Raw genomic sequence first — 22,778 nt, forward strand, 5'->3', positions numbered from 1 at the left:
GGCTCCAGCAGGTCGTTGATGCCCACGATCTCCACGTCGCTGAAGTTCTGCACCGCCGCGCGGAACACCATCCGGCCGATCCGGCCGAATCCATTGATACCGATCTTGATCGTCATGATCTGTCTCTTGTTTGAACGTTGAAGGAAATCGACGCCCGGCCTCAGACCGGCTCGCCCTGTGCATGGGCCGCGTTGGCCGCGAGCACGTGGGTGGCCACGTCAGGCAGGCTGTTGAAGAGGATGTCGGGCTTGGAGGCCTCGATCGGCCGACCCGCGTTGTAGCCCCAGGGCACGGCCCAGGCACCCACGCCGGCGTTACGTGCGGTCTCGATGTCGGTGCTGGAGTCGCCCACGTGAGCCGCCCGCCGGGTCTCGCCGCCCAGCACGTTCAGCACATGGCGCACCGTCTGCGGATGCGGCTTGCGCTGGGGCAGCGAGTCGCCGCCCACCACGTAGTCGAACAGGCCCAGCAGGCCGGTGGCCGACAGCACGCGGATCGCGAAACGGTGCTCCTTGTTGGTCAGGCAGGCCAGCTTGACGCCGGAGGCGCGCAGGTCGCGCAGCGCGTCGGCACACCCCGGATACGGCTTGGCATGCATGCCGGCGGTGATGCCGTAATGCACCTCCAGCCGTTCCAGCACCTCGTCGACGACCAGGCGGTCGGCGAGCTCGGGCTGTGCCAGCATCACATGGGCCAGCGTCTGCAGCATCATCTGGCGCGTGCCGGCCCCGATGAAGCCGGTGATGACCGACAACTCCTGCCGCGCCACGCCGAAGTCGGCCAGCGTGCGATTGGCAGCCTCGGCGATCTCGCTGGCGGTGTCCACCAGCGTGCCGTCGAGGTCGAACGTGATCACGGAATAGCGCATCGTTGTCTCCGGGAAGTCAGTTCGAAGACCGTTCGATCTTGGGCTCGCGCTCGATCTCGTCGAGCACCAGCTCGGCCAGGTGTTCGGCGCTGAAGCCGTAGGCCTTCATCAGCTCGGGCCCGGGCGCCGATTCGCCGAAACGGTCGATCCCCAGCACCGCGCTGCAGCCATAGGCGGCCCACAGGCGGCTGCTGCCGGCTTCCACCGCGACGCGCGGCAGGCTGGCCATCAGCACCGACTGACGGTAGGCGCGGTCCTGCCGATCGAACACGCTGGTCGACGGCATCGACACCACGCGCACCGGCATCTCGCGGGCGTCGAGCAAGGCCTGGGCCGCCATTGCCAAGCCGACTTCGGAGCCGGTGGCGACGATCACCGCGCGCGCCCGCGGCCGGTCGGACAGCACGTAGCCGCCGCGCTGGATCGCATCGACCTGCTCGGCGCTGCGCGCCTGGGGCGGCAGGTTCTGGCGCGACAGCAGCAAGGCGCTGGGACGCTGGGCACTGCGGACCGCGCTGGCCCAGGCCGTCATCGTCTCGGCTTCGTCGCAGGGGCGCCAGACGTCGAGGTTGGGAATCAGGCGCAGCGACGACGCATGCTCGACCGGCTGGTGCGTGGGCCCGTCTTCGCCCAGGCCGATCGAGTCGTGCGTCAGCACGTGGATCACGCGGCGATTCATCAGCGCCGCCATGCGGATGGCGTTGCGGCTGTAGTCGCTGAAGGTCATGAAGGTGCCGCCGAACGGAATGAATCCGCCGTGCAGCGCGATGCCGTTCATGATGGCGGCCATGCCGAACTCGCGCACGCCGTAGTTGATGTGGCGCCCGCCCTTCTCGCCGCCGCGCACCGCACCGCAGCCCGGCCAGTCGGTCAGGTTGGAGCCGGTCAGGTCGGCCGAGCCGCCCAGCAATTCAGGCAGTTGCGGCGCCAACACCGCGATCGCCTTCTGAGACGCCTTGCGCGAGGCCACGGTCTCGGCGCGCTGCTGTGCCTGGCTCACCTGCCGTGCCAGTTCGGCGTCGAAGCCGTTCGGCAGCTCTCCGGCCATGCGGCGCTCCAGCTCGACGGCGTCGCCCGGGAACACCTTGCGATAAGCCGCCCAGCGGGCCCGCCAGGCGCCTTCGGCATCGGCGCCCTGGCCCTTCGCGTTCCACGCCGCTGCCACGTCGGCGGGGATCTCGAACGGCGCATGCGGCCAGGCCAGCGCCGAGCGCGACGCTGCGATCTCGTCCTTGCCCAGCGGCTCGCCATGCGCCTTGGCGGTGCCGGCGCGGGCCGGCGAACCCTTGCCGATGGTGGTGCGGCAGATCACCAGCGTGGGCCGGTCGGTGCTCGCCTTGGCGCTCACGAGGGCGGCGTCGATGGCGTCGACGTCATGGCCATCCACCGGCCCCACCACGTTCCAGCCGCAAGCGGCAAAGCGTGCGGCGGTGTCGTCGGCAAACCAGCTGTCCACGGCCCCGTCGATGCTGATGCCGTTGTCGTCGTACAGCGCGGTCAGCTTGCCCAGCTTCCACACGCCGGCCAGCGAGATCGCCTCCTGGCTGATGCCTTCCATCAGGCAACCATCTCCGAGAAAGACCCAGGTGCGGTGATCGACCACGGTGTGGCCGTCCCGGTTGAACTCGTCGCCCAGCAGTTTTTCGGCGAGCGCCATGCCGACCGCGTTGGTCAGCCCCTGGCCGAGCGGGCCGGTGGTGGTCTCGACGCCAGGGGTGTGATCGACCTCGGGATGGCCGGGAGTCAGGCTGCCGCGCTGGCGGAAGCGCTTGAGCTCGTCCAGGCTGAGCGGGTAGCCGGTCAGGTGCAGCAACGCGTACAGCAGCATCGATGCATGGCCATTGCTGAGCACGAAGCGGTCGCGGTCCCACCACTGCGGGTTGGCGGGGTTGTGCTTGAGATGCCGGTTCCACAGCGCCACCGCCATCTCGGCCATGCCCATGGGCGCGCCGGGATGGCCCGAATTGGCCTGCTGCACCGCGTCCATCGCCAGCGCGCGCAAGGCGTTGGCCAGGACGTTGTTCTGGCCGTTGTCCGGGCGGACGACCCGGTCGTTCGAGTTCGAGGCCATCAGATCGCCCCCAGCGCGCGCTTGCGGCGCTCCATCATGCGCCAGACGAACGGCGTGAAGATCAGCTGCATCGCCAGTTCCATCTTGCCGCCTGGCACGACGATGGTGTTGGCGCGCGACATGAACGAGTTGTGGATCATGTTCAGCAGGTACTGGAAATCGATGCCCTTGGGGTTGGCGAAGCGGATCACCACCATGCTTTCGTCGGGCGAGGGGATGTCGCGCGAGATGAACGGGTTGGAGGTGTCCACGCAGGGCACGCGCTGGAAGTTCACGTGGGTGTGCGCGAACTGCGGGCAGATGTAGTTCACGTAGTCGGGCATGCGGCGCAGGATGGTGTCGGTCACCGCCTCGGTGGAGTAGCCGCGCTGCTTCTTGTCGCGCCAGAGCTTCTGGATCCACTCCAGGTTGATCACCGGCACCACGCCGATCAGCAGGTCCGGATGCTTGGCGATGTTGACCTCGGGCGTCACCACCGCGCCGTGCAGGCCTTCGTAGAACAGCAGGTCGGTCCCCTGGGGCACATCCTCCCAGGGCGTGAAGGTGCCGGGCTCCTGCTTGTAGGGCGCGGCTTCCTCGTTGTCGTGCAGGTACTTGCGGCGCTTGCCGGTGCCGGTCTCGCCATAGGCGCGGAAGAGTTGTTCCAGTTCGCTGAACAGGTTGTTCTCGGGACCGAAATGGCTGAAGTTCTTGTTGCCCTGCTTCTCGGCCTCGGCCTGGCGAACCTTCATCTCCTTGCGGTCGAAGCGGTGGAAGCTGTCGCCCTCGATCACCGCGGCCGTGACGTTTTCGCGGCGGAAGATGTTGTCGAAGGTGCGGGTCACCGAGGTGGTGCCGGCGCCGGACGAACCGGTGATGGCGATGATGGGGTGTCTTTCGGACATGGTCGATCTCCTTCTTTCTGAATTCGGGGCCGCTGCGGTCAGTCGCGGAACAGGCTGCGTTCGGCGAACAGCGGGTTGACCTGCTCCTTGACCGCCGGCTCGACGTGGTAGCGCTCGATGCGCTCGACCTCGTTCTTCGAGCCAAACACCAGGCCGATGCGCTGGTGCAGCGAGCTGGGCACCACGCCCAGCACCGCCTGGCGCCCGGTGGACGCGCGGCCGCCCGCCTGCTCCATCAGGAAGCCGATCGGGTTGGCCTCGTACAGCAGACGCAGACGGCCGGGTTTGCTCGCGTCCTTGGTGTCGCGCGGGTACATGAACACGCCGCCGCGCATCAGGATGCGGTGGGCCTCGGCCACCATCGAGGCGATCCAGCGCATGTTGAAGTCCTTGCCGCGCGGGCCCGACGCGCCGGCCAGGCACTCGTCGACATAGCGCTTGACCGGCGGCTCCCAGAAGCGGCTGTTCGACGCGTTGATCGCGAATTCCTTGGTGTCCACCGGGACGCGCAGATCGCGGTGCGTCAGCATGAACTCGCCCAGGTTGGGGTTGAGCGTGAAGCCGGCCACGCCGTTGCCCACCGACAGCATGAACATCGTCGTCGGGCCGTACAGCGCATAGCCCGCGGCCACCTGGGTGCTGCCCGGCTGCAGGAAATCGGCCTCGACCACGTCGCGGCCGCTGGCGATCACGTCGTCGGGGGCGCGCAGGATCGAGAAGATGCTGCCCACCGAGACGTTGACGTCGATGTTCGACGAACCGTCCAGCGGGTCGAACACCAGCAGGTACTTGCCGCGCGGGTAGGCGCTCGGGATCTGGTACGGCGCCTCCATTTCCTCCGACGCGAGGCCGGCCAGGTGGCCCGACCATTCATTGCGCCGAATGAAGACCTCGTTGGACAGCACATCGAGCTTCTTCTGCACCTCGCCCTGCACGTTCACCTCGCCACCGGCCGGCACATCGCCCAGCGCCTCGCCCAAGTCGCCGAAGGCCACGGCCCGCGCGATGGCCTTGCATGCCAGCGAGACGTCGAGGATGAGCGCGTTGAGCTCGCCGCTGGCGCCGGGGAAGCGTCGGCGTTCCTCGATCAGGTACTGGGTCAGCGTGGAGCGGTTTGACAAGGGCATGATGGATCTCGGGTCGATGGCGAAAGGGGAGGCCGCGAACGGGTCAGCGTGCCGCTTCGAGCTGGGCGCGCATGGCCGCGATCACGGCGCGGTAGTCAGGTTGGCCGAAGATGGCGCTGCCGGCCACGAAGGTGTCGGCTCCGGCATCGGCCACGCGGCGGATGTTGTCGACCTTGATGCCGCCATCCACTTCCAGGCGGATGTCCCGCCCCGAGGCGTCGATCAGCTTGCGCGCGGCCTCGGTCTTGCGCAGTGCCGACTCGATGAAACTCTGGCCGCCGAAGCCCGGGTTGACGCTCATGATCAGCACCAGATCGACCTGATCGATCTCCCATTCCAGCACGTCCAGCGGCGTCGCCGGGTTGAACACCAGCCCGGCCTGGCAGCCGGCACCGCGGATCAGTTGCAGCGTGCGGTCCACGTGCGCCGACGCCTCGGGGTGGAAGCTGATCAGGTTGGCGCCCGCCTGCGCGAACGCCTGGGCCAGCGCATCGACCGGCTGCACCATCAGGTGCACATCGAGCGGCACCGGCGTGCCGTCCGGCCGCACGCAATGCGGCTTGATCGCCTGGGCGACGCCGGGACCGATGGTCAGGTTGGGCACGTAATGGTTGTCCATCACGTCGAAGTGAATCCAGTCGGCGCCGGCGGCGATGACGCTTCGCACCTCGTCGCCCAGGCGGGCAAAGTCGGCCGAGAGGATGCTGGGAGCGATGCGGAAGTTCATGCGGCGACACCGGTTGGAGAGATCGGATCATGACGACCCGGTGACGCAATGTAGGCAGGGCCTCGTTTAAGGTAAATTCATTGTTATTTGCCTTTTAGTTCAGGACTTCTTAATGAAGACCGTCACCTTCCGGCAGCTCCGGGTTTTCACTGAGGTGGCACGCCACCTCAGCTTCGTGCGTGCCGCCGAAGCCTTGCACCTGACCCCGCCCGCGGTGACGATGCAGGTCAAGGAACTCGAATCGGCGATCGAACTGCCGCTGTTCGATCGGCAGGGCCGCAAGGTGGCGCTGACCACCGCAGGCGAGTATTTCCTGGTCTACGCCAAACGCCTGCTGGCGACGCTGAAGGACGCCGACGACGCGATGTCGCGCTTTCGCAAGCTGGAGACCGGTCTGTTGACGGTGGGCCTGGTCAGCACGGCCAAGTATTTCGTCCCCCGACTGCTGGTCAAGTTTCGCGGCGAGCATCCCGGCGTCGAAGTCCGGCTGCAAGTGAGCGCCAACCGCGAACAGCTGGTGGCGATGATGAACAACGGCGAAGTGGACTTGGCGATCATGGGGCGACCGCCGCGCGAGATGGCCACCCGAGCCGAACCCTTCGCCGCCCATCCGCATGTCTTCGTGGCACCGCCGGGTCACCCGATCCTGCGCTCCGGCCACCCGCCGGTGTCTGCGCTGGAGAACATGCCCTTGATCGCGCGGGAAGCCGCCTCCGGCACGCGGGCGCTGATGGATCGCTTCTTCCAGGACCATCGCATCGAGCCGCGCATCGCCATGGAGATGCCGAGCAACGAGACCATCAAGCAGGCGGTGATGGCCGGCATGGGCATCAGCTTCCTGTCTCTGCACACCCTGGGGCTGGAACTGCGCGCCGGCGAGATCGAGCTGGTGCATGTCGAGGACACGCCGGTGATGCGGATGTGGAACGTCGTCAACCTGCAGTCCCGCGTGCTGTCGCCAGCCGCCGAGGCCTTTCGCTACTTCATCCTCGAGGAGGGCGAGAACTACCTGGCCGAGCACGACCGGCCCTGGATCGGGCAGCCCGCCGCCAAGGCCGGCTGAACCGCTGGCGGCCGCCCGGATCAGATCTCGGTCTTGAGCCGGTCCGAATACCGCTGCCGGAGCTTGGCCAGCTTGGGACTGATCACGGCCTGGCAATAGGGCTGCTCGGCGTTGCGGGCGTAGTACGACTGATGATAAGCCTCCGCCGGCCAGAAGCGCTCCAGCGGCTCGATCTCGGTCGTCAACGGCTGATCGAACAACGGTGCCACCTCCGCGGCCACCCGCCGGGCCACCTCGCGCTGCGCGTCGCCCTGGGTGAAGATGGCGCTGCGGTACTGGGTGCCGCGGTCCGCGCCCTGGCGGTTCAGCGTCGTCGGGTCGTGAGTCGCGAAGTGCAGGCGCAGCAACTCCTCGTAGGCGATCTCGTCCGGGTCGAAGTGCACCCGCACGACCTCGGCATGGCCGCTGCGACCGCTGCACACCGCCTCGTAGGTCGGCGCGTCCAGCCCGCCGCCGGCGTAGCCCGATTCGACCTCGGTCACGCCGCGCAATGCGCTGAACAAGGCCTCGGTGCACCAGAAGCACCCGCCGCCGAACACGGCTGTTTCCATTCTCTGACTCCTCGACGGGCCGGCCTCGCCGGCTGCTCGGGCCCAATCTACATCAGCTGCCAAGACCCCGGACGCCGCGGGGCCCCGGTCGCGTCAGCGATGGAGCGCGACGAAGATCTCCGGCAGCCGGCGCGGCAGTTGCTCGACGCGATCGATCACGCTGTGGCGGGCGCCGAAGATGCGGCCCACGTACTCGTCGGCCCGGGCATCGAGGCTGATGCAATGGGTGTACAGGCCCTGGGTGTCGAGTTCGCGCACCGCCTGGGCGGCATCGGCGATCAGGTGCTCCGGCTCGGCCACGTCCAGGTCGGCAGGTTGGCCGTCGGTCAGCACCAGCAGCAGGCGCTTGTCGGCCACCCGGCCGCTGAGCAGATGCCCGCCGTGGCGCAGCGCCGCGCCCATGCGGGTGGACCAGGCGCCCTGCACCGCCGCCAGGCGGGCCCGCGGCGGCTCGTCGGACCAGGCCTCGCCGAAGCCCTTGATGTGGACGTAGCGCACCTCGTGGCGCGTGTTGGACTGGAAACCGGCGATCGCCAGTTGGTCGCCCAGCGTGCTGATGGCCCAGGCGAGCATGGCCACGGCGGCCCGGCTCAGCGACAACACGGTCTCTCCCGGCGCACCGGGGACCGCGTCGTTGACCGAGGCCGACAGGTCCAGCAGCAGCAGCACCGCCATGCTGCGGCCGTTGCTGCGGGTGCTCATCTGCACGCGGGTGTCGGGGGTGAGGCCGGAGCGCACTTCCACCACGGCGCGCAACGCGGCCTCCAGATCGAGTTCAGTGCCCTCTTCCTGATGCCGAAGACGAAGGCGGTCCTGCGGCTTGAGCGCATCGAGCAGGCGCTTGAGGTGCTTGGCCGTGTCCTGGTGGCGCTGCAGCAGCGCATCGATCTCGCTCGCCCGGCCCGCGGGTTGCAGGCTGTCGTAGACACTGACCCAGTCGGGTCGGAGCTGACCGGTGGCGGCGTCCCATTCCGGGTACAGCCGCGGCGGCAGCGAGGCCTCGTCGCTCGGAGCCCGGCGCCGCTGGGCGTCGAAGCTCTGTTCCTCGTCACCGGCTTCGATGTAGATCCAGAGATGGCGGTTGTCGTCGCGCCAATCGACCCACGTGTCGGCAAAGGCGACGTCGGCAAATTGATCGCTGGGCACGCGGGTGTCGACCACCCAGTCCAGCGCCAGCCGCGACATCGCAGCGGTGCTGGATGCGTCCGCCGCAAGCGCCGCCAGGAAGCGGTCGCGATACGACTGCCGCTGGCGCTGTTCCGGCGTCGGCGGCTCGTCCGGCGCCACCGCCAGCAGCGCACGCGACAACAGGGCCAGCCGGTGGCGCAGGCCGCTCTGCCGGCGCAGGTCCACCGCCCCGTCGCGCGGCCGGGGATGCAGCGCCCACAGGGTCGGACGCAGGCCGGGATAGCGGCGCAGCAGCAGATGGTCGATGCGTGCGTCCTCGAAACACTCCACCGCCAGGCGTTGCAGCGGGCTCAGGTTGTCGGCCACCAGCGGACGGCTCCATTCCCGGTGGCCGGCCAGATGGGCCAGCATCAGGCGGTAGCGCGCCAGGCCGTCCACGCCCAGGTGGGCATCGAGCACCTCGGGCAGCCGAAAGCCGTCGGCTTCCAGGTGCGGTTGCAGATGGGCATGCTCTTCGTCCACCGGATACGGCACCAGCATCGCGTCCTGCCGCCACAGGCTGCGCAGCGTCAGCGCGAGGCGGCGCTCGACGTCCATCAGCAGCGTGCCGTGCCGCTCGCGCTGCAGCAGCGCGCGGCTGTCGGGCGACTGGCCGCTGAAGAAATCGACCTGCCGCTGCGGGTGGGACCCGTGCAGGCGGATGCCGGCGTCCACCCAGCGGGCCAGACCGTCCAGCGGCACCAGCGCCACCAGGCGCGGCGCCTGCTCGAGAAAGGCAGGCAGGCCGGGACTAGGCTCGGTCGCATGGTGGCCGTGGATGGACAGGCTGGTGCGCTGCATCAGGTGCAGCACGATGCCCAGGTAGGCCGCCAGAGACTCGACCGAGGGCAGGCGTCGCGCCACGGCCGGCAAGGTCTGCAGCACACCGGCGATCGCGCGGCCGTTGGGGGAGCGCTGCAGCTGCTGCAGCGCCGCGCGCACCGGCGCCAGCGCGCCTGCGCCAGCGGCCTGCACCACCTCGGGCCACACTTCGAGGCACACCAGCATCGGCTCCGGGCCGCGACCCAGGCGGCCCAGCCAGCCGGCCAGGTCCAGCCAGTCGGCCAGATCCTCCGGACCGAGCAGCCGCTGCGCCCGGTCCACACAGTCGTCGAACACCGCCTCCACCTCGGGGAACCGGCTGCCCAGCCGGGCCCGCAGCGCCGGGTGGCGCGACGGCGCAAGCTCTCGCACGGCAGCGAGCATGATCAGTCCGGGTACGGCCGAGGCGCCGCCGGATCAGGCCAGCACGGCGTCGATCGCATGGTCCAACGACTCGCGGATGTCGGCGTCGTCGGTGATCGGACGCACCATCGCCATCCTGCAGGCCTGGCGCGGCGCGACGCCCTGGCGGATCAGCGTGCCGGCGTTCACCAGCAGGCGGGTCGAGATGCCTTCGGCCAGGCCGTGTCCCTTGAGCCGCCGCGCCGCCTGGGCGACCTGGATCAGCTGGTGCGCCAGATCGTCGGCCAGGCCGGTTTCCGCCACCAGCACCCGGGCCTCCAGATCGGCCTGCGGATAGTCGAAATCGAAGGCGGTGAAGCGCTGCCGGGTCGACGGCTTCAGGTCCTTCATCAGGCTCTGGTAACCCGGGTTGTACGAGATGACGAGCTGGAAATCGGCGTGGGCCCGCACCAGTTCACCCTTCTTGTCGAGCGGCAGCTGGCGCCGGTGATCGGTCAGCGCGTGGATCACCACCGTCGTGTCCTGGCGCGCCTCGACCACTTCGTCGAGGTAGCAGATCGCCCCGTGGCGGGCCGCCAGCGTCAGCGGACCGTCCTGCCAGCGCGTGCCCTGCGGCTCCAACAGGTAGCGGCCGACCAGATCGGCGGCCGTCATGTCCTCGTTGCAGGCCACCGTGACCAGCGGGCGATCGAGTTTCCAGGCCATGTACTCGATGAAGCGCGACTTGCCGCAGCCGGTCGGTCCCTTGACCATCACCGGCAGGCGTGCGGCGTAGGCGGCCTCGAACAAGGCCACCTCGTCGGCCTGCGGCTGGTAATGCGGCGCCTCGGCGACGCGCCACGATGCAAGTGGGTCCATGGGAAGGCGGCAGAAGATTCAGCAGGGCAGCGAGACCACCCCGCGGCCGCCATGGGCCTCGGGGCGGGCCGATGTCAACGGTGGATGCCGGACAGCTTGTCGCGCCAGCCCGGATAGAGCGTGTCGGCATCCTTGGGGAAGCTGTCGAACGCGCGGGCGAATTCGCGATGCTCCTTGGCCCATTCGATCGGGTCCGCCTTGGCCTTCCAGCATTCATAGGCCTGGCGCAGGCTGGTGGCGCCGTCGGCCGGCGAATCGATGTGGCCGTAGCTGCCGCCGCCCGCGGTGTTGATGACGTTGCCGTGGCCCAGGTTCTCGAAGAAGGCCGGCAGGCGCAGCGCGTTCATGCCACCCGAGATGATGGGCGTGGTGGGCTTCATGCCGAACCATTCCTGGTGGTAGACCGGCCCCTGGTAGCTGTCGCGCTCGATGATGTAGGCGATCGCGCGGTCGTCGTGCTCGCCTTCCATCTTGCCGTAGCCCATCGTGCCGACGTGGATGCCCGAAGCGCCCTGCAGGCGGCTCATCTTGGCCAGCACGTAGGCGGTGTAGCCGCGCTTGGCGCTGGGGCTGGTGACGGCGCCGTGGCCGGCCCGGTGATAGTGCAGGTACTGGTTGGGGAAATTGCGGCGTGCGGTGGTGATCATGCCGGGACCGCCGACATAGCCGTCGACCAGGAAGGCCACCTTGTCGGCGTCGGGGCCGAACTGCTCCAGCACGTACTCGCCGCGGGCGATCATCTCGTGGTGGTCATCGGCCGTGATGTTGGCCGAGAAGATCTTCGCCTCGCCGGTCTTGTCCATCGCACGGCGCATCGCGTCGACCACCAGCGGAATGGTCTTCTTCATCGGCGCGAAGACCTGGTTGCCCTGCGGTTCGTCGTTCTTGATGAAGTCACCGCCCAGCCAGAACTGGTAGGCCGCCTCGGCGAAGGGCTCGGGGCGCAGGCCCAGCTTGGGCTTGATGATGGTGCCGGCGATGTAGCCGCCGTCCCGGACCGGGCGGCCGAGCACGCGCCACAGGTCGGAGATGTCCTTGCTCGGGCCGTCGAACAGCTGGATCGCGCGCGGCGGCATCCAGAAGTCGTGGATCTTCGCGTGTTCGATGTCGCCCATGCCCTGGTTGTTGCCGATCACCAGCGTCAGGAACGAGACGATCATCATCCGGCCATCGGTGATGTTGCGGTCGAACAGGTCGAGCGGATAGGCGATCCGCATGTCCTCGGTGGCCTCGTCGATGTAGTAGACCAGCGCGTCGACACCCTTGGTGAACTCGTCGGTGGTCGACACCTCGACATTGGTGCCGGTGGACGATTCGGCCGCGAAGTGCGCGGCCGCCTCCAGGTAGCCGTGGCCGGCCTTGGGCTTCATCTTGTACGCCACCAGAATGTGGCGGCCGCCCTTGATCAGCTCGTCTTCACGAAGACTCAGATCGGCGTAACGATTGGACTGGTCCATGTCGGCTCCTGTGCGCCTCGGGGCGCGGCTGTGATGCGATGGCCTGCATCCTAGGAGTCACGACGAATAAGGTGAAGTCAGAAATCTTAAGCCCACGAATAAGATTTAACTTAACCATCCCCTCCCGCGCCGGCCGATCGCCTTCGGGGCCGCCTTATGATCGACCCGCGATGAACCTCAAACAGCTGGAATATTTCGTCAGCGTGGCCGAGTTGGGCAGCTTCAGCAAGGCCTCGGTGGTGCTGGACATCGCCCAGCCCGCGCTGAGCCGCCAGGTGCGTGCGCTGGAAATCGACCTGCGCGAGACCCTGCTGCTGCGCAACGGCCGCGGCGTGGCCCTCACCGAGGCCGGCCAACGCCTGTTCGAGCACAGCCTGGCCATCCTGCAGCAGGTGGCCCAGGCCCGTGCCGACATGGGCGCCAGCCGCGACGAGCCGGTCGGCCACATCACGATCGCGCTGCCCCCCAGCATCGGCCGCCAGTTGACGCTGCCACTGATCGACGGCTTCCAGCGCCAGTTGCCCAAGGCGCGGCTGGCCATCGTCGAAGGCCTGTCCTCGCACATCGCGGAGTGGATCACCACGGGCCGGGTCGACCTGGGCCTGGTCTACAACCCCGAGTCGCAGCCCGGCCTCGACATCCGTCCGGTGCTGGAGGAGCGCCTGTGCCTGGTCCAGCGCGCCGACCACCCCGAGCGCGGACCGCTGCCGCTGGCCGCGCTCAGCCGCTACCGCCTGGTGCTGCCCGAGCGCATGCACGTGATCCGCCGCCTGCTCGAAACCCAGGCCACGCTGGCCGGCCTGAAGCTCGACATCGCCTGGGAGGTGTCCAGCATCGCCGCGATCATCGACCTGGTCTGCGCCGGCTATGGCCATGCGGTGCTGACGGCCAGCGCCGTGGCGGCCTCGGGACGCGCCGATCAGTTGTCGGTGCGCGCGCTGATCGATCCCGGCGTCAGCAGCGTGCTGTGCGTGGCCACCTCGGCTCACAAGCGCCCGACCCCGCTGATGCGCCAGGCCCGGGTGCTGCTGGAGGACCTGATCCAGGCCCTGCCGCAGGGCACGGCAGCGCAGTCGCGACCCGGCTGAGGCGAGCGTGCCGGACCGCGAGCGCGCGATCAGCGCCCGCGCAATTCGTCCGCGAGCGCCTTGGCGTGGTAGATCCGCTCCAGCGCCTGCAAGATGGCCGGGCTGGCCACCGCCACCGCCCGGTTGGTGGCCGGGTCGTAGCCGAACTCGCCACCCAGCGAGTGGATGTTGCCGTCGAAGATCAGGCCCACCAGTTCGCCGTCGCGATTCAGCAGCGGACTGCCGGAATTGCCGCCGATGATGTCGTTGGTGGTGACCAGGTTCAACGGCGTCGACAGATCGAGCCGGTCCTTGGCAGCCAGCCACGACGCGGGCAACGCATAGGGTTCGGCGCCGGTGGCGCGCTCGAAGGCGCCGCCGAATCGGGTGAACGGCGCGACCGGAACGCCGGCCTCGGTCCAACCCTGAACCACGCCATAGGACAGGCGCAGCGTGAAGGTCGCATCCGGATACCGCGTGTCGCCGTCCATCTGGAAACGCACCTTGGCGATCTGCTCGGTGTTCTTGCGGATCACCGCCTCCACCTCGCGCTCGTAGCGCGAGCGCAGCGCGCGGGCATCGGGGTCGATCGCGGCGACCAGGCGGATGAACGGATCCTGGCTGGCGGCAATGGCCGCCGCCCCGCCGTCCCACAGGCGCCGCCGCTCGGCCGGATCGGCCAACCGGGTGCCGGCGACCAGGCGCTCCGCCAGCTGCTCGGGCGACGCCTTGCCCAGCACCTTCTGCACCAGCGGGTTGTCGGCGCCCAGCGCCTCGCGGAACTTGGTCAGCGCGAACACCAGCTTGAGCCGCTCGAAATCCGGATAGACCGGCGCGCTGGACATCAACTCGGCCTCGGCCTGCGGCAGCGCGCTGTCGTTGAATTCCGGCAGGCGTTCGGCATCCGGCTTGACGCGCTCGGCCGCGCCGCGCACCAGGGTGCGGGCGAACTCGAAGTACTTGCTGCGCAAGGCCAGGCCCCACTCCAGTTGGGCCATCGGCTGGGACAGTTCGCGCTGCACCGCCACCGCCTTGGCAATCGCGTCCCAGGCGCCGCCCATCGCCTTCAGCAACTCGGGCCGACTGCCCACGTATTGCCGCAGGGCCGCCTCTTCCTGCACTTTCTGGATGAACAGCTGCGGGGTGTACAAGGCCAGCAACTGACCATGCAGCGCCTTGTAGCCGTTCTCCACCTCGAACAGCTCGGTGGTGGCGACGCGGGCCGCCTCGGGGCTGGTCGTCCGGTACTGCTCCAGCACGCCGCGGTACTCGGCCAGCCTGACCACGACGTCGAGCAGGGCCTGGTCGCGCAGGCGCGCCAGCTGGGCCAGCGTCAGCTCCCGCTCGGTCGAGCCCGGGTGCCCGGTGACCAGCACCGGCTCGCCTGCGGCCGGGCCGGTCGCGCTGAGCGGGAAGTAGTCGGCGACCGGCGCGGGCCGGCCCCCGTCGTAGACCCGCAGCAGCGCCATGTCCAGGTCGTAGCGCGGGAAATTGAAGTTGTCCGGGTCGCCGCCGAAGAAGGCGGCGGCCTGCTCGGGCGCGAACACCAGGCGCACGTCCTGAAAACGGCGATAGCGGTAGAGCTTGTACTGCCCGCCGTGATAAAGGTCGACCACGTCGCAGCGCACCTGGCTGCCGGCGGCGCCGACGCAGGCCGCGGTCAGCGTCGCCTTGACGGCATTCTGGGCCTGCTTGAACGCGCTGCCGTCCAGTCCGGCCGTGGCCTGGGTCACCGCCGCGGTGACGTCGCTGATCTGCTCCAGTCGGTCGACCTCCATCGCCGGGCAGCGCCGCTCGTCGGCCGGCTGCTGCGCCAGGAAGCCGTTCTTCAGCCAGTCGTGCCCGGCATCGGACAGCGCCTCGGCGCACTCCGCCACGCAATGGTGGTTGGTCAACACCAGACCTTGCTTGGAGACGAACGAGGCGGAACAGCCCCCGGCAATCCGGGCCGACCCCCGCATCGCCTTCTGCAGCCAGGCGCTCGACGGCGCCCAGCCGATGTCGCGCTGCATGGCCTGCAGCGGCGGGTGATCCAAGGTCCACATGCCTTCGGCGGCCCCCGCCGCCGAGACCACCGTCAGCAGCGCAACGCCTGCCAGCCACTTTCTCATCGGAACGCTCCTCGTGGTGTGAACCCTCACCGGCCGCGGCCTCTGCAACAACCGGTCTGCCGCCCGTCAGCGATGCGTGAAACCCGGCTTGCGCTTGGCCAGGAAGGCACCCATGCCCTCGCGCTGGTCTTCGGTGCCGAACAGCGAGTGGAAGAGCTGGCGCTCCAGCCGCACGCCGCTGGACAGGCCGCTCTCAAACGCCTCGTTGACGCATTCCTTGATCATCCTGACGCTGGGCTGGCCCATGCCGTTGATCAGGTCGGCCGTGGCCATCGCCTCGTCCATCAAGGCCGCGACCGGCACCACCCGCGAGACCAGGCCGGCCCGCTCGGCCTCCTCGGCACCCATCATGCGACCGGTCAGCAGCAGGTCCATCGCCTTGGCCTTGCCCACCGCGCGGGGCAGGCGCTGGGTGCCGCCGGCGCCGGGGATGATGCCCAGCTTGATCTCGGGCTGGCCGAACTTGGCGTTGTCGGCGGCCAGCACGATGTCGCACATCATCGCCAATTCGCAGCCGCCGCCCAGCGCAAAGCCGGCGACCGCGCCGATCACCGGCTTGCGCACGCGGCGGATGGTCTCCCAGTTGCGCGAGATGAAGCCCTGCTTGTAGGCGTCCATGTGGCCCAGCGTGGCCATCGCGGCGATGTCGGCGCCAGCGGCGAAGGCCTTCTCGCTGCCGGTGACGATGATGCAGCCGATGCCGTCATCGGCGTCGAAGGCCAGCAGCGCGGTGCCCAGTTCGTCCATCAGGCGGTCGTTCAGCGCGTTCATCTGCTGCGGTCGGTTCAGCGCAATGACGCCGGTCTTCAGCGGGCCGCCGCCGCGCACGTCGGTCAGGATGCATTCGTAGCTCATCGGTCAGTCTCCAGAGCGGGCGCGATCGGCGCCGGTGTCGTCGGGGGCTCCTTGCCGGAACCCGGGGTCGCCGAACTATACGTGCGACAACCGCCGTCTCCGCCCCCTCACATGGGCACCGGGGCCGCCGAGGCGGCGCGGGCGGGCGGCCCCGCCGCGGCGGCCTGGCGCGGCGGGGATTTCAACTGCAAGTCCAGATAGGTCTGCGCGTCGCGGCGGATCACGATCCGCACCGGCAGGTATTGCAGCGCCGGCGCCACCCAGGTCTCGATCGTCAGTTCGTGCGGCCCGCGGTCGTCGGCGCGCGGCGTCAGGTGGACGCAATCGACGCTGCCGAAAGGCAGCAGCAACGGCCCGCGATCGGCCACGTCGTAGGTCCAGCGACCGATGCGGCGCGGCAGCGCCAGCGGAAAGACCACCGTGCGGCCCGATTGCAGCGCATCGGGGCGGGTCAGAAACAGGTAGGTCATTTGCACGAACTGGCTCGCCGCATCCTGCACCCCGGCCGGCGCGGGTGCGGCGCGGCCGTTGGCCAAGTGGATGACATCCTGGCTGAACAGCACCGTGGCGCGCTGCGGTGCGCGCAGCAGGATATTGGTCTGTTCGTCGTAGCGGCGGGGCTGCAAACCGTCGGGCCCGAGCCGGCCATCGCTGAGCAGGCTGCGGCTGAACACCGGCGGCACGCTCACCGTCACCCGCACCTGGTAATGCGGGCCGTCGCGCAGCCAGTCCACCTCGGCGTGGCCCTTCAGCGGGCCGCGGTCGTTGCCGGTCAGGGTGTAGAGCAACTGGGTCGACAAGGGCCATTCGAATGCGTCCGCCGCCGCCGTGGCGCTGGCGGCCGGATCGCCTGCCCAGGCTGCTTCGGCGGCGCTGGCCGGGCCGTCCGCCGCGTCGGCCCGCACAGCGGCGCCGGGGTCGAGCGGGTCGTCGGTCGGTCGATCGCGATCGGCCTCGTCAGGACCTGAGGCGGGCGTCGGCGTCGGCACGGCCTCGGCCGACCGCTGCGACGCCGAGGCCGCGTCCGCCGCCATCACGGCCTGGACGGCGGTCCGCCGGCGCGGCGCGGCCCGGGGCGCGGGATGCACCACCGCAGGCACGGTCAACGGCATGACCTTGACGAAAGCCACCTCGATCGGCTTGGGGGGCGGATCCGCCGCCCCGTCCGACAGCCGCTGATCGAGCCACCACGAGCCGGCCGCGAGGTGCAACAACGCCACCGCCACCACCAGCAGACCCGCAGCGACGCGGCGACGGCCTGTCGCGACCGGCCTGCCCGCGCTGCCGGCCACCCTGGGCATTCACTGGCCCAGCCAGGCGTGCCGCAGGTCGCTGGCGGCGGCGGTGGGTTGCGCCTGCAGCGACAGGCGACAGGGCCGCGCGGGCACCGCATCGGCCTGTGGCGTCAGCCTCACGCTCAGCACGCGCTGCTGGCGCACCAGCAGCAGCTCGAAGGCCTCGCCGGGTCGGGTCCACTGGGCTGCGTCGTCCAGCCGCCGGATCCGCCAGCCATCGACGGCCAGCAACTCGTCGCCCGCCGCCAGGCCGGCCGCGGCGGCTGCGCCACCGGCCAGCACGGATTTGACCTGCACCCCGGTCACCGGGCCTTCGCTGAGCTTCAGGCCCAGGCCGGTGGCGAAGCCGGCCGGCTCGTCCTCGACCACCACGCCGGCGGCCCGCAACGCGTCTTCGAGCGGCAGATCGCCGCGGCCGTGGATCCAGCCGGCCAGCGCGCGGCGCAAGTCGGCGCCGCCCAGGGTCTCGACCTCGCGCAGCACGTCGTCCTCGGTCAGCCCGCCACCCCGGCAGACCGACCACAGCGTGCGCATCAGGCCGTCGAGCGAACGCCCCTCGCCGCGGGCGCGCAGCCGCAGGTCCAGCAGCAAGGCGATCAGCGAGCCCTTGGCGTAGTAGCTGACCGTGGCGTTGGGCGTGTTTTCGTCGGGACGGTAGTACTTGACCCAGGCGTCGAAGCTGGCCTCGGCCACGCTTTGCCGGTGGCGCCCGGGCGTGGCCCGCACGTTGGTGATCGTGCTGGCCAGCAGCTTGAGGTAACGCGGCGCATCGATCAGGCCGGCGCGCAGCAGCAGCAGGTCGTCGTAGTAGGACGTGAAGCCCTCGAAGAACCACAGCAGCCGGGTGTAGTTCTCGCGGCTGTAGTCGTAGCGCAGGAACTCGGCCGGCCGCAGGCGCTTGACGTTCCAGGTGTGGAAGTATTCGTGGCTGATCAGCCCCAGCAAGGTGATGTAGCCATCGCCGGGTGCCGTCTGCCCGACCCGCGGCAGGTCGCGCCGGTTCGCGATCAAGGCGGTGCTGGCGCGGTGTTCCAGTCCGCCGTAGCCGTCCTCGACCGCGCTGAGCATGAACACGTAGCGCTCGAACGGCGGCTTGCGGCGGCCATGCCAGAAGGCGATCTCGGTCGCGCAGATGCGCCGGGTGTCGGCCAGCAGGCGCTCGCCGTCGAAGCCCGGCCACGCGCCGGCGACGACGAATTCGTGGGGCACGCCGGCGGCCTCGAAATGGCCGCGCCAGAAGGTGCCGAGCTCGAACGGGTGATCGGCCAGTTCATCGTAATCGGCGCTCACCCAGGCCTGCCGGACACCGGGCAGCGGCGCCATCGCGCTGGCGATCTCCCAGTCGCGCGGCAGCCGGCCGACGCGCAGCTGGTGCGGCTCGGCCTCGCGCCCATGCACCCGCAGACACACGCTGGTGGGGTTGAAGAATCCCCGCGTCGCGTCCAGGAAGGCCGTACGCACCGAGGTGTCGAAGGCGTAGACCTCGTACTGCAGCACGAGCGCTGCGCGCCCTTCGCAGGCGATTTGCCAGGTGGTCTTGTCGAGCTGGGCCGCCGGCCGTTCGGCCCCGCCCTGACGGGCACGCAGGCCGCTCAGATGGCGGCCGAATTCGCGCACCATGTAGCTGCCGGGAATCCAGACCGGCAGGCTCAGGATCGTGAGCGCTTCGGGCCGCGGCACGGTCAAGGTGACCACGAAGCGGTGATGTGCCGGCTCGGGCAGGTCGATGCGGTAAGTGATGCAGGGCATGTCGAATGACGTCGAATCGCCTCCGTGAGGTCTGCAGGGTGGCCGCGGTCGTCCGCCGATCCCCCGTGCCGGAACAAGACTAGTTGCCAGCCGCGCCCAGGAAGCAGCACAGGGCGGCCAGGAGGCTGAGCCTGAAGCGCAGGGTCAGCCAGTGCCCCAGGCCGTTGGCACGGTAGAGGCGGCGGTCCACCAGGTAGCACAGCACCAGCATCACGCCCAACACGACCAGCCCGGCATAGGTGTGCATCATCATGGCCAGCGCCGCGACCAGCGGCGGGACGATGGCCCAGCCGAACGAGCGGGGCCCCAGGCTGTCGGCGCGCATCGCCAGGCCCCAGTGGATGCCGCCCAGAAAGGCCACGACCGTCGCTGCATAACCCGACAGCGCCAGCGTCACGTCGGGCCGCAACTCCGGGTGGACCAGCCAGATCAGGGCCGCGCCGAGGCCGAACGGCAACAGCCCGGCATAGCCGAGATGACGAGCCCGCTCGGGCGGTTCGGCGGGCAGGGGAACGGTCGGGTGGGAGGCGGTCATCGGATCGGGGTGGCTGGGATCGCTCGGCAGAGGGCGCGGCAAGCGGGAGGTACGCCCGCCCGCTCAGGACTTGCGGGCCGCGGCCAGCTGCTTCTCGATCTCGGCCGCCGGCATCGCCCCCGGATTGCGGGTGCCGTCCTCGAACACCACCGCCGGCGTGCCGTTGATCCGGAACTTGCGGCCCATCGCCAGGTTGCGATCGAGCACGGCGGTGTCGCATTTATCGCCGTCCTTGGGCGGCGTCACGCCGTCGATCATCCATGAGCGCCAGATCTTGCCCGGCTCGCGGGTGCACCAGATGTCCTTGGACTTGACGATCGAGTCCGGGCCCAGCACGGGCAGCAAGAAGGTGTAGATGGTCACGTCCTTGACCTGCAGCAGATCGTGCTCCAGCCGCTTGCAGAAGCCGCAATTGGGGTCGGCGAACACCGCCACCTTGCGGCTGCCATTGCCTTGCTTGATGACCATCGCGTCCTTCAGCGGCAAGGACTTGAAATCGATCGCGCTGAGCTTGTCGACACGCGCCTTGGTCAGATCGGTCTTGGTCGCGGTGTCGAACAGCGAGCCTTCGATCAGGTAATGGCCTTGCTCGTCGGAATACAGGATGTCGCTGCCGATCCGGAGCTCGTACAGCCCGGGAACCGGCGTGCGGTTGATTTCGTCGACCGGAGGCAGCGACGGCATGCGGGCGGCCAGCGCCTTGCGGATCGCCGCCTCGTCGGCATGCGCCAGCCCCGCCAGGCACAGGGCCGCCAGGCAAGCCCTCAGGACGCGGCCGCCGTGGCGGCGCAGCACGCTGGAAGGAGTGTGGGTCATGATGATTCCGATCGAGTGGGTCAAGAAGGGCGGGTCAGGCGTCCAGCGCGCGGTCGGCGAGCCAGCGTTTCAGCGGCGACAGGTGGTTGACGAGATTCAAGCCGCGGTTGCGGAGTTCCCGCAACCCCTCGTTGCGTGCTGCGAACAGATGCCACAAGCCGTCGGTGGCGCTGGCCATCGCCCAGGTGGGGCCGAGGCGGCGGCGCGCATAGCGGCGCAGCAGGTCCTCGTCCCCCGGCGAGCGCCAGCGCTCGCGCTGCTGAAGCACCTCGGTCAGCGTCACGACATCGGCCAGCCCGAGGTTCAGGCCCTGGCCGGCCAGCGGATGCACGGTATGCGCCGCGTCGCCGATCAGCGCCCAGCCCGGCCCGGCCACCGCGCTGGCGCGGCCCAGCGCCAGCGGCCACGCCGCCCGTTCGCTGGCCAGCGTCAACCGCCCGGCCGTGCCGCCGCTGGCCGCGTTCAAGGCGGCCTCGAACTCGGCTGCGGGCGCCTGCAGCCAGCGCTGGGCCTCGTCCTCGGGCATCGACCAGACCAGGCCATAGGCCTGCCCGGCCAGTGGCCGATCGAACGGCAGCAGCGCCAGGATGTCGGGCGCCCGAAACCACTGCTGTGCCACGCCGGCGTGCGGCTGGTCGGACACCAGGCGGGCCGCCAGCGCCTGGTGCCCGTAGCTGTGGCGCTCCAGTCGCACCCCCAGCCCCGCCCGGGACGCCGAGCCCTTGCCTTCGGCGACCACCGTCAGCGGCGCCGCATCGGGCTCGTGCTGCAAGCGGATCTGGGGCGCGAAGCGCACGGCCGATTCCAGCACCACCTCCAGCGCCCCGGCATCGACGATCCAGGCCAGCGCCGGCACGGCCTGGGCCCAGGACGAAAAGTCCAGGCGGGCCTCCGGCGCGTCGCCATGGACCTGCATGTCGTGCACTGCGGTGCGCGCGTCCGCCGGCAGCGTGTCCCAGGCCTTCAGGCCGTCCAGCAAGCGCACCGAGGCCGCGTTGAGCGCGTAGGCTCGCAGATCCGGACCAGGTTCCGGGGCACCCTCGGCGCGGCGCTGCAAGCCCACCCGCAGGCCCTGGTGCGCCAGGGCCAGGGCCATGCAGCGGCTGACGATGCCGGTGCCCAGGATGCGGACGTCGAGGGAATTCATCCGGTCATTGTAGGGATGCGCCCTAAAATGCCGGGTTTGCGTTCACTCACCGGTTGCGACTCCAGGGTCATCGGAAAGCGGGTGGCGCCCGATTTTCCTGTTCGAAAGATTCCCATGAGCCTGAAGTGCGGCATCGTCGGCCTGCCCAATGTCGGCAAGTCCACCCTGTTCAATGCCCTGACCAAGGCGGGCATTGCGGCGGAAAACTACCCGTTCTGCACCATCGAGCCGAACGTCGGCGTGGTCGAGGTGCCGGACCCGCGGCTGGCCGAGCTGGCCAAGATCGTCCAGCCCGAACGCGTGCTGCCGGCGATCGTCGAGTTCGTCGACATCGCCGGTCTGGTCGCCGGCGCCTCCAAGGGCGAGGGGCTGGGCAACCAGTTCCTGTCGCACATCCGCGAGACCGATGCGATCGTCAACGTGGTGCGCTGCTTCGAGGACGAGAACGTCATCCACGTCAACGGCCGGGTCGACCCGATCGCCGACATCGAGGTGATCCAGACCGAGCTGTGCCTGGCCGACCTGGGCACGGTGGAAAAGAGCCTGCACCGCTACACCAAGGCCGCGCGCTCGGGCAACGACAAGGAGGCCGCCGCGCTCGTCAAGGTGCTGGAGAAGTGCCAGACGGCGCTGGACCAGGCCCAGCCGGTCCGGGCGATCGCCTTCACCAAGGAAGAGTGGGCGATCGTCAAGCCGCTGTGCCTGATCACCGCCAAGCCGGCGATGTTCGTCGGCAACGTCGACGAATCCGGCTTCGAGAACAACCCCTTCCTCGATCGCCTGAAGGACTACGCCGCCAGGCAGAACGCGCCGGTGGTGGCCATCTGCGCCAAGACCGAGGCCGAGCTGGCCGAGATGAGCGACGAGGACCGCGCGATGTTTCTGGCCGAGATGGGCCAGGACGAACCCGGCTTGAACCGGCTGATCCGCGCCGCCTTCAAGCTGCTGGGGCTGCAGACCTACTTCACTGCCGGTGTCAAGGAAGTGCGGGCCTGGACCATCCACGTCGGCGACACTGCCCCCAATGCGGCGGGCGTGATCCACACCGACTTCGAGCGCGGCTTCATCCGGGCCCAGACGATCGCCTACGAGGACTTCATCCAGTACAAGGGCGAGCAAGGCGCCAAGGAAGCAGGCAAGATGCGGGCCGAAGGCAAGGAGTACGTCGTCAAGGATGGCGATGTGCTGAACTTCCTCTTCAACGTCTAGGCGGCCGGCTGGCATCGCGGTCGGCTGCTGAACCCC

Annotated in this window: 20 protein-coding genes; 3 read left to right on the plus strand and 17 right to left on the minus strand. The window is 69.2% G+C overall.

Translation table 11 applies throughout. From position 1 onward, the window contains the following. The 6 genes from AC0N04_RS16935 to rpe form a co-directional block, all read right to left on the minus strand. Window positions 1–116: glyceraldehyde 3-phosphate dehydrogenase NAD-binding domain-containing protein (locus AC0N04_RS16935; RefSeq protein ID WP_474283695.1), on the minus strand; the 116-nt coding region annotated here is incomplete at its 3' end. A gap of 44 nt (window positions 117–160) precedes the next feature. Next, window positions 161–868, minus strand: a complete 708-nt coding sequence (gph, locus tag AC0N04_RS16940; RefSeq protein ID WP_474283518.1) for a phosphoglycolate phosphatase — start codon at window positions 866–868, stop codon at window positions 161–163. Window positions 869–884: 16 nt separating this feature from the next. Continuing rightward, window positions 885–2,939: a transketolase gene (gene tkt, locus AC0N04_RS16945; protein ID WP_474283520.1), complete on the minus strand. Its 2,055-nt coding sequence runs from the start codon at window positions 2,937–2,939 to the stop codon at window positions 885–887. Further along, entirely contained in the window at window positions 2,939–3,823 is an 885-nt protein-coding gene (locus AC0N04_RS16950) for a phosphoribulokinase (protein ID WP_474283522.1), read from the minus strand. The genes tkt and AC0N04_RS16950 overlap by 1 nt, the downstream gene beginning before the upstream one ends. 38 nt (window positions 3,824–3,861) lie before the next feature. Next, window positions 3,862–4,950 carry a class 1 fructose-bisphosphatase gene (locus tag AC0N04_RS16955; RefSeq protein WP_474283524.1) on the minus strand — a complete coding sequence of 363 codons (1,089 nt, stop codon included), beginning with the start codon at window positions 4,948–4,950 and terminating at the stop codon, window positions 3,862–3,864. 43 nt (window positions 4,951–4,993) lie between these two features. Beyond that, on the minus strand, window positions 4,994–5,677 hold the full coding sequence (rpe, locus tag AC0N04_RS16960) for a ribulose-phosphate 3-epimerase (protein WP_474283526.1): 684 nt from the start codon (window positions 5,675–5,677) through the stop codon (window positions 4,994–4,996). 112 nt (window positions 5,678–5,789) lie between these two features. On the opposite strand from rpe, the gene AC0N04_RS16965 reads away from it, so the two are divergent. Further along, entirely contained in the window at window positions 5,790–6,740 is a 951-nt protein-coding gene (locus AC0N04_RS16965; RefSeq protein WP_474283528.1) for a LysR substrate-binding domain-containing protein, read from the plus strand. A gap of 20 nt (window positions 6,741–6,760) precedes the next feature. Here the strand turns inward: AC0N04_RS16965 and msrA are convergent, their stop codons facing one another. The 4 genes from msrA to AC0N04_RS16985 all read right to left on the minus strand — a co-directional run bounded on the left by msrA (window position 6,761) and on the right by AC0N04_RS16985 (window position 11,958). Then, entirely contained in the window at window positions 6,761–7,291 is a 531-nt protein-coding gene (msrA, locus tag AC0N04_RS16970) for a peptide-methionine (S)-S-oxide reductase MsrA (RefSeq protein WP_474283530.1), read from the minus strand. 93 nt (window positions 7,292–7,384) lie between these two features. Then, window positions 7,385–9,664, minus strand: a complete 2,280-nt coding sequence (locus tag AC0N04_RS16975) for a nitric oxide reductase activation protein NorD (RefSeq protein ID WP_474283532.1) — start codon at window positions 9,662–9,664, stop codon at window positions 7,385–7,387. A 33-nt stretch (window positions 9,665–9,697) separates the two neighbouring features. Next, window positions 9,698–10,501 (minus strand): AAA family ATPase, encoded by an 804-nt coding sequence (locus AC0N04_RS16980; RefSeq protein ID WP_474283534.1) that lies wholly within the window; start codon window positions 10,499–10,501, stop codon window positions 9,698–9,700. Between the two features lie 74 nt (window positions 10,502–10,575). Beyond that, on the minus strand, window positions 10,576–11,958 hold the full coding sequence (locus tag AC0N04_RS16985) for a ribulose-bisphosphate carboxylase (RefSeq protein ID WP_474283536.1): 1,383 nt from the start codon (window positions 11,956–11,958) through the stop codon (window positions 10,576–10,578). Window positions 11,959–12,128: 170 nt separating this feature from the next. Here AC0N04_RS16985 and AC0N04_RS16990 point away from each other — a divergent pair, with 170 nt between their 5' ends. After that, window positions 12,129–13,046 carry a LysR family transcriptional regulator gene (locus AC0N04_RS16990; protein WP_474283538.1) on the plus strand — a complete coding sequence of 306 codons (918 nt, stop codon included), beginning with the start codon at window positions 12,129–12,131 and terminating at the stop codon, window positions 13,044–13,046. Window positions 13,047–13,075: 29 nt separating this feature from the next. Here the strand turns inward: AC0N04_RS16990 and AC0N04_RS16995 are convergent, their stop codons facing one another. From AC0N04_RS16995 to AC0N04_RS17025, 7 genes are all read right to left on the minus strand, one after another. Continuing rightward, window positions 13,076–15,136: a S46 family peptidase gene (locus AC0N04_RS16995; RefSeq protein ID WP_474283540.1), complete on the minus strand. Its 2,061-nt coding sequence runs from the start codon at window positions 15,134–15,136 to the stop codon at window positions 13,076–13,078. 66 nt (window positions 15,137–15,202) lie between these two features. Beyond that, a complete protein-coding gene (locus AC0N04_RS17000; protein ID WP_474283542.1) occupies window positions 15,203–15,991 on the minus strand; it encodes an enoyl-CoA hydratase in 789 nt (262 codons plus the stop codon). 107 nt (window positions 15,992–16,098) lie between these two features. Next, entirely contained in the window at window positions 16,099–17,292 is a 1,194-nt protein-coding gene (locus AC0N04_RS17005; RefSeq protein ID WP_474283544.1) for a DUF3108 domain-containing protein, read from the minus strand. Beyond that, window positions 17,293–19,035, minus strand: coding sequence for a M61 family metallopeptidase (locus AC0N04_RS17010; RefSeq protein ID WP_474283546.1), 1,743 nt, complete (start codon window positions 19,033–19,035; stop codon window positions 17,293–17,295). A gap of 79 nt (window positions 19,036–19,114) precedes the next feature. Further along, a complete protein-coding gene (locus AC0N04_RS17015) occupies window positions 19,115–19,570 on the minus strand; it encodes a DUF3429 domain-containing protein (protein ID WP_474283548.1) in 456 nt (151 codons plus the stop codon). 63 nt (window positions 19,571–19,633) lie between these two features. After that, entirely contained in the window at window positions 19,634–20,386 is a 753-nt protein-coding gene (locus tag AC0N04_RS17020; protein ID WP_474283550.1) for a DsbC family protein, read from the minus strand. A gap of 34 nt (window positions 20,387–20,420) precedes the next feature. Further along, the gene (locus tag AC0N04_RS17025; protein ID WP_474283552.1) at window positions 20,421–21,533 is read right to left on the minus strand and encodes an FAD-dependent monooxygenase; all 1,113 of its coding nucleotides are present in this window, start codon (window positions 21,531–21,533) and stop codon (window positions 20,421–20,423) included. A 114-nt stretch (window positions 21,534–21,647) separates the two neighbouring features. Here AC0N04_RS17025 and ychF point away from each other — a divergent pair, with 114 nt between their 5' ends. After that, window positions 21,648–22,742, plus strand: coding sequence for a redox-regulated ATPase YchF (gene ychF / locus AC0N04_RS17030; RefSeq protein ID WP_474283554.1), 1,095 nt, complete (start codon window positions 21,648–21,650; stop codon window positions 22,740–22,742). Window positions 22,743–22,778 lie beyond the last annotated feature (36 nt).

It is taken from the genome of Ideonella sp. sgz306126 (assembly GCF_056032705.1).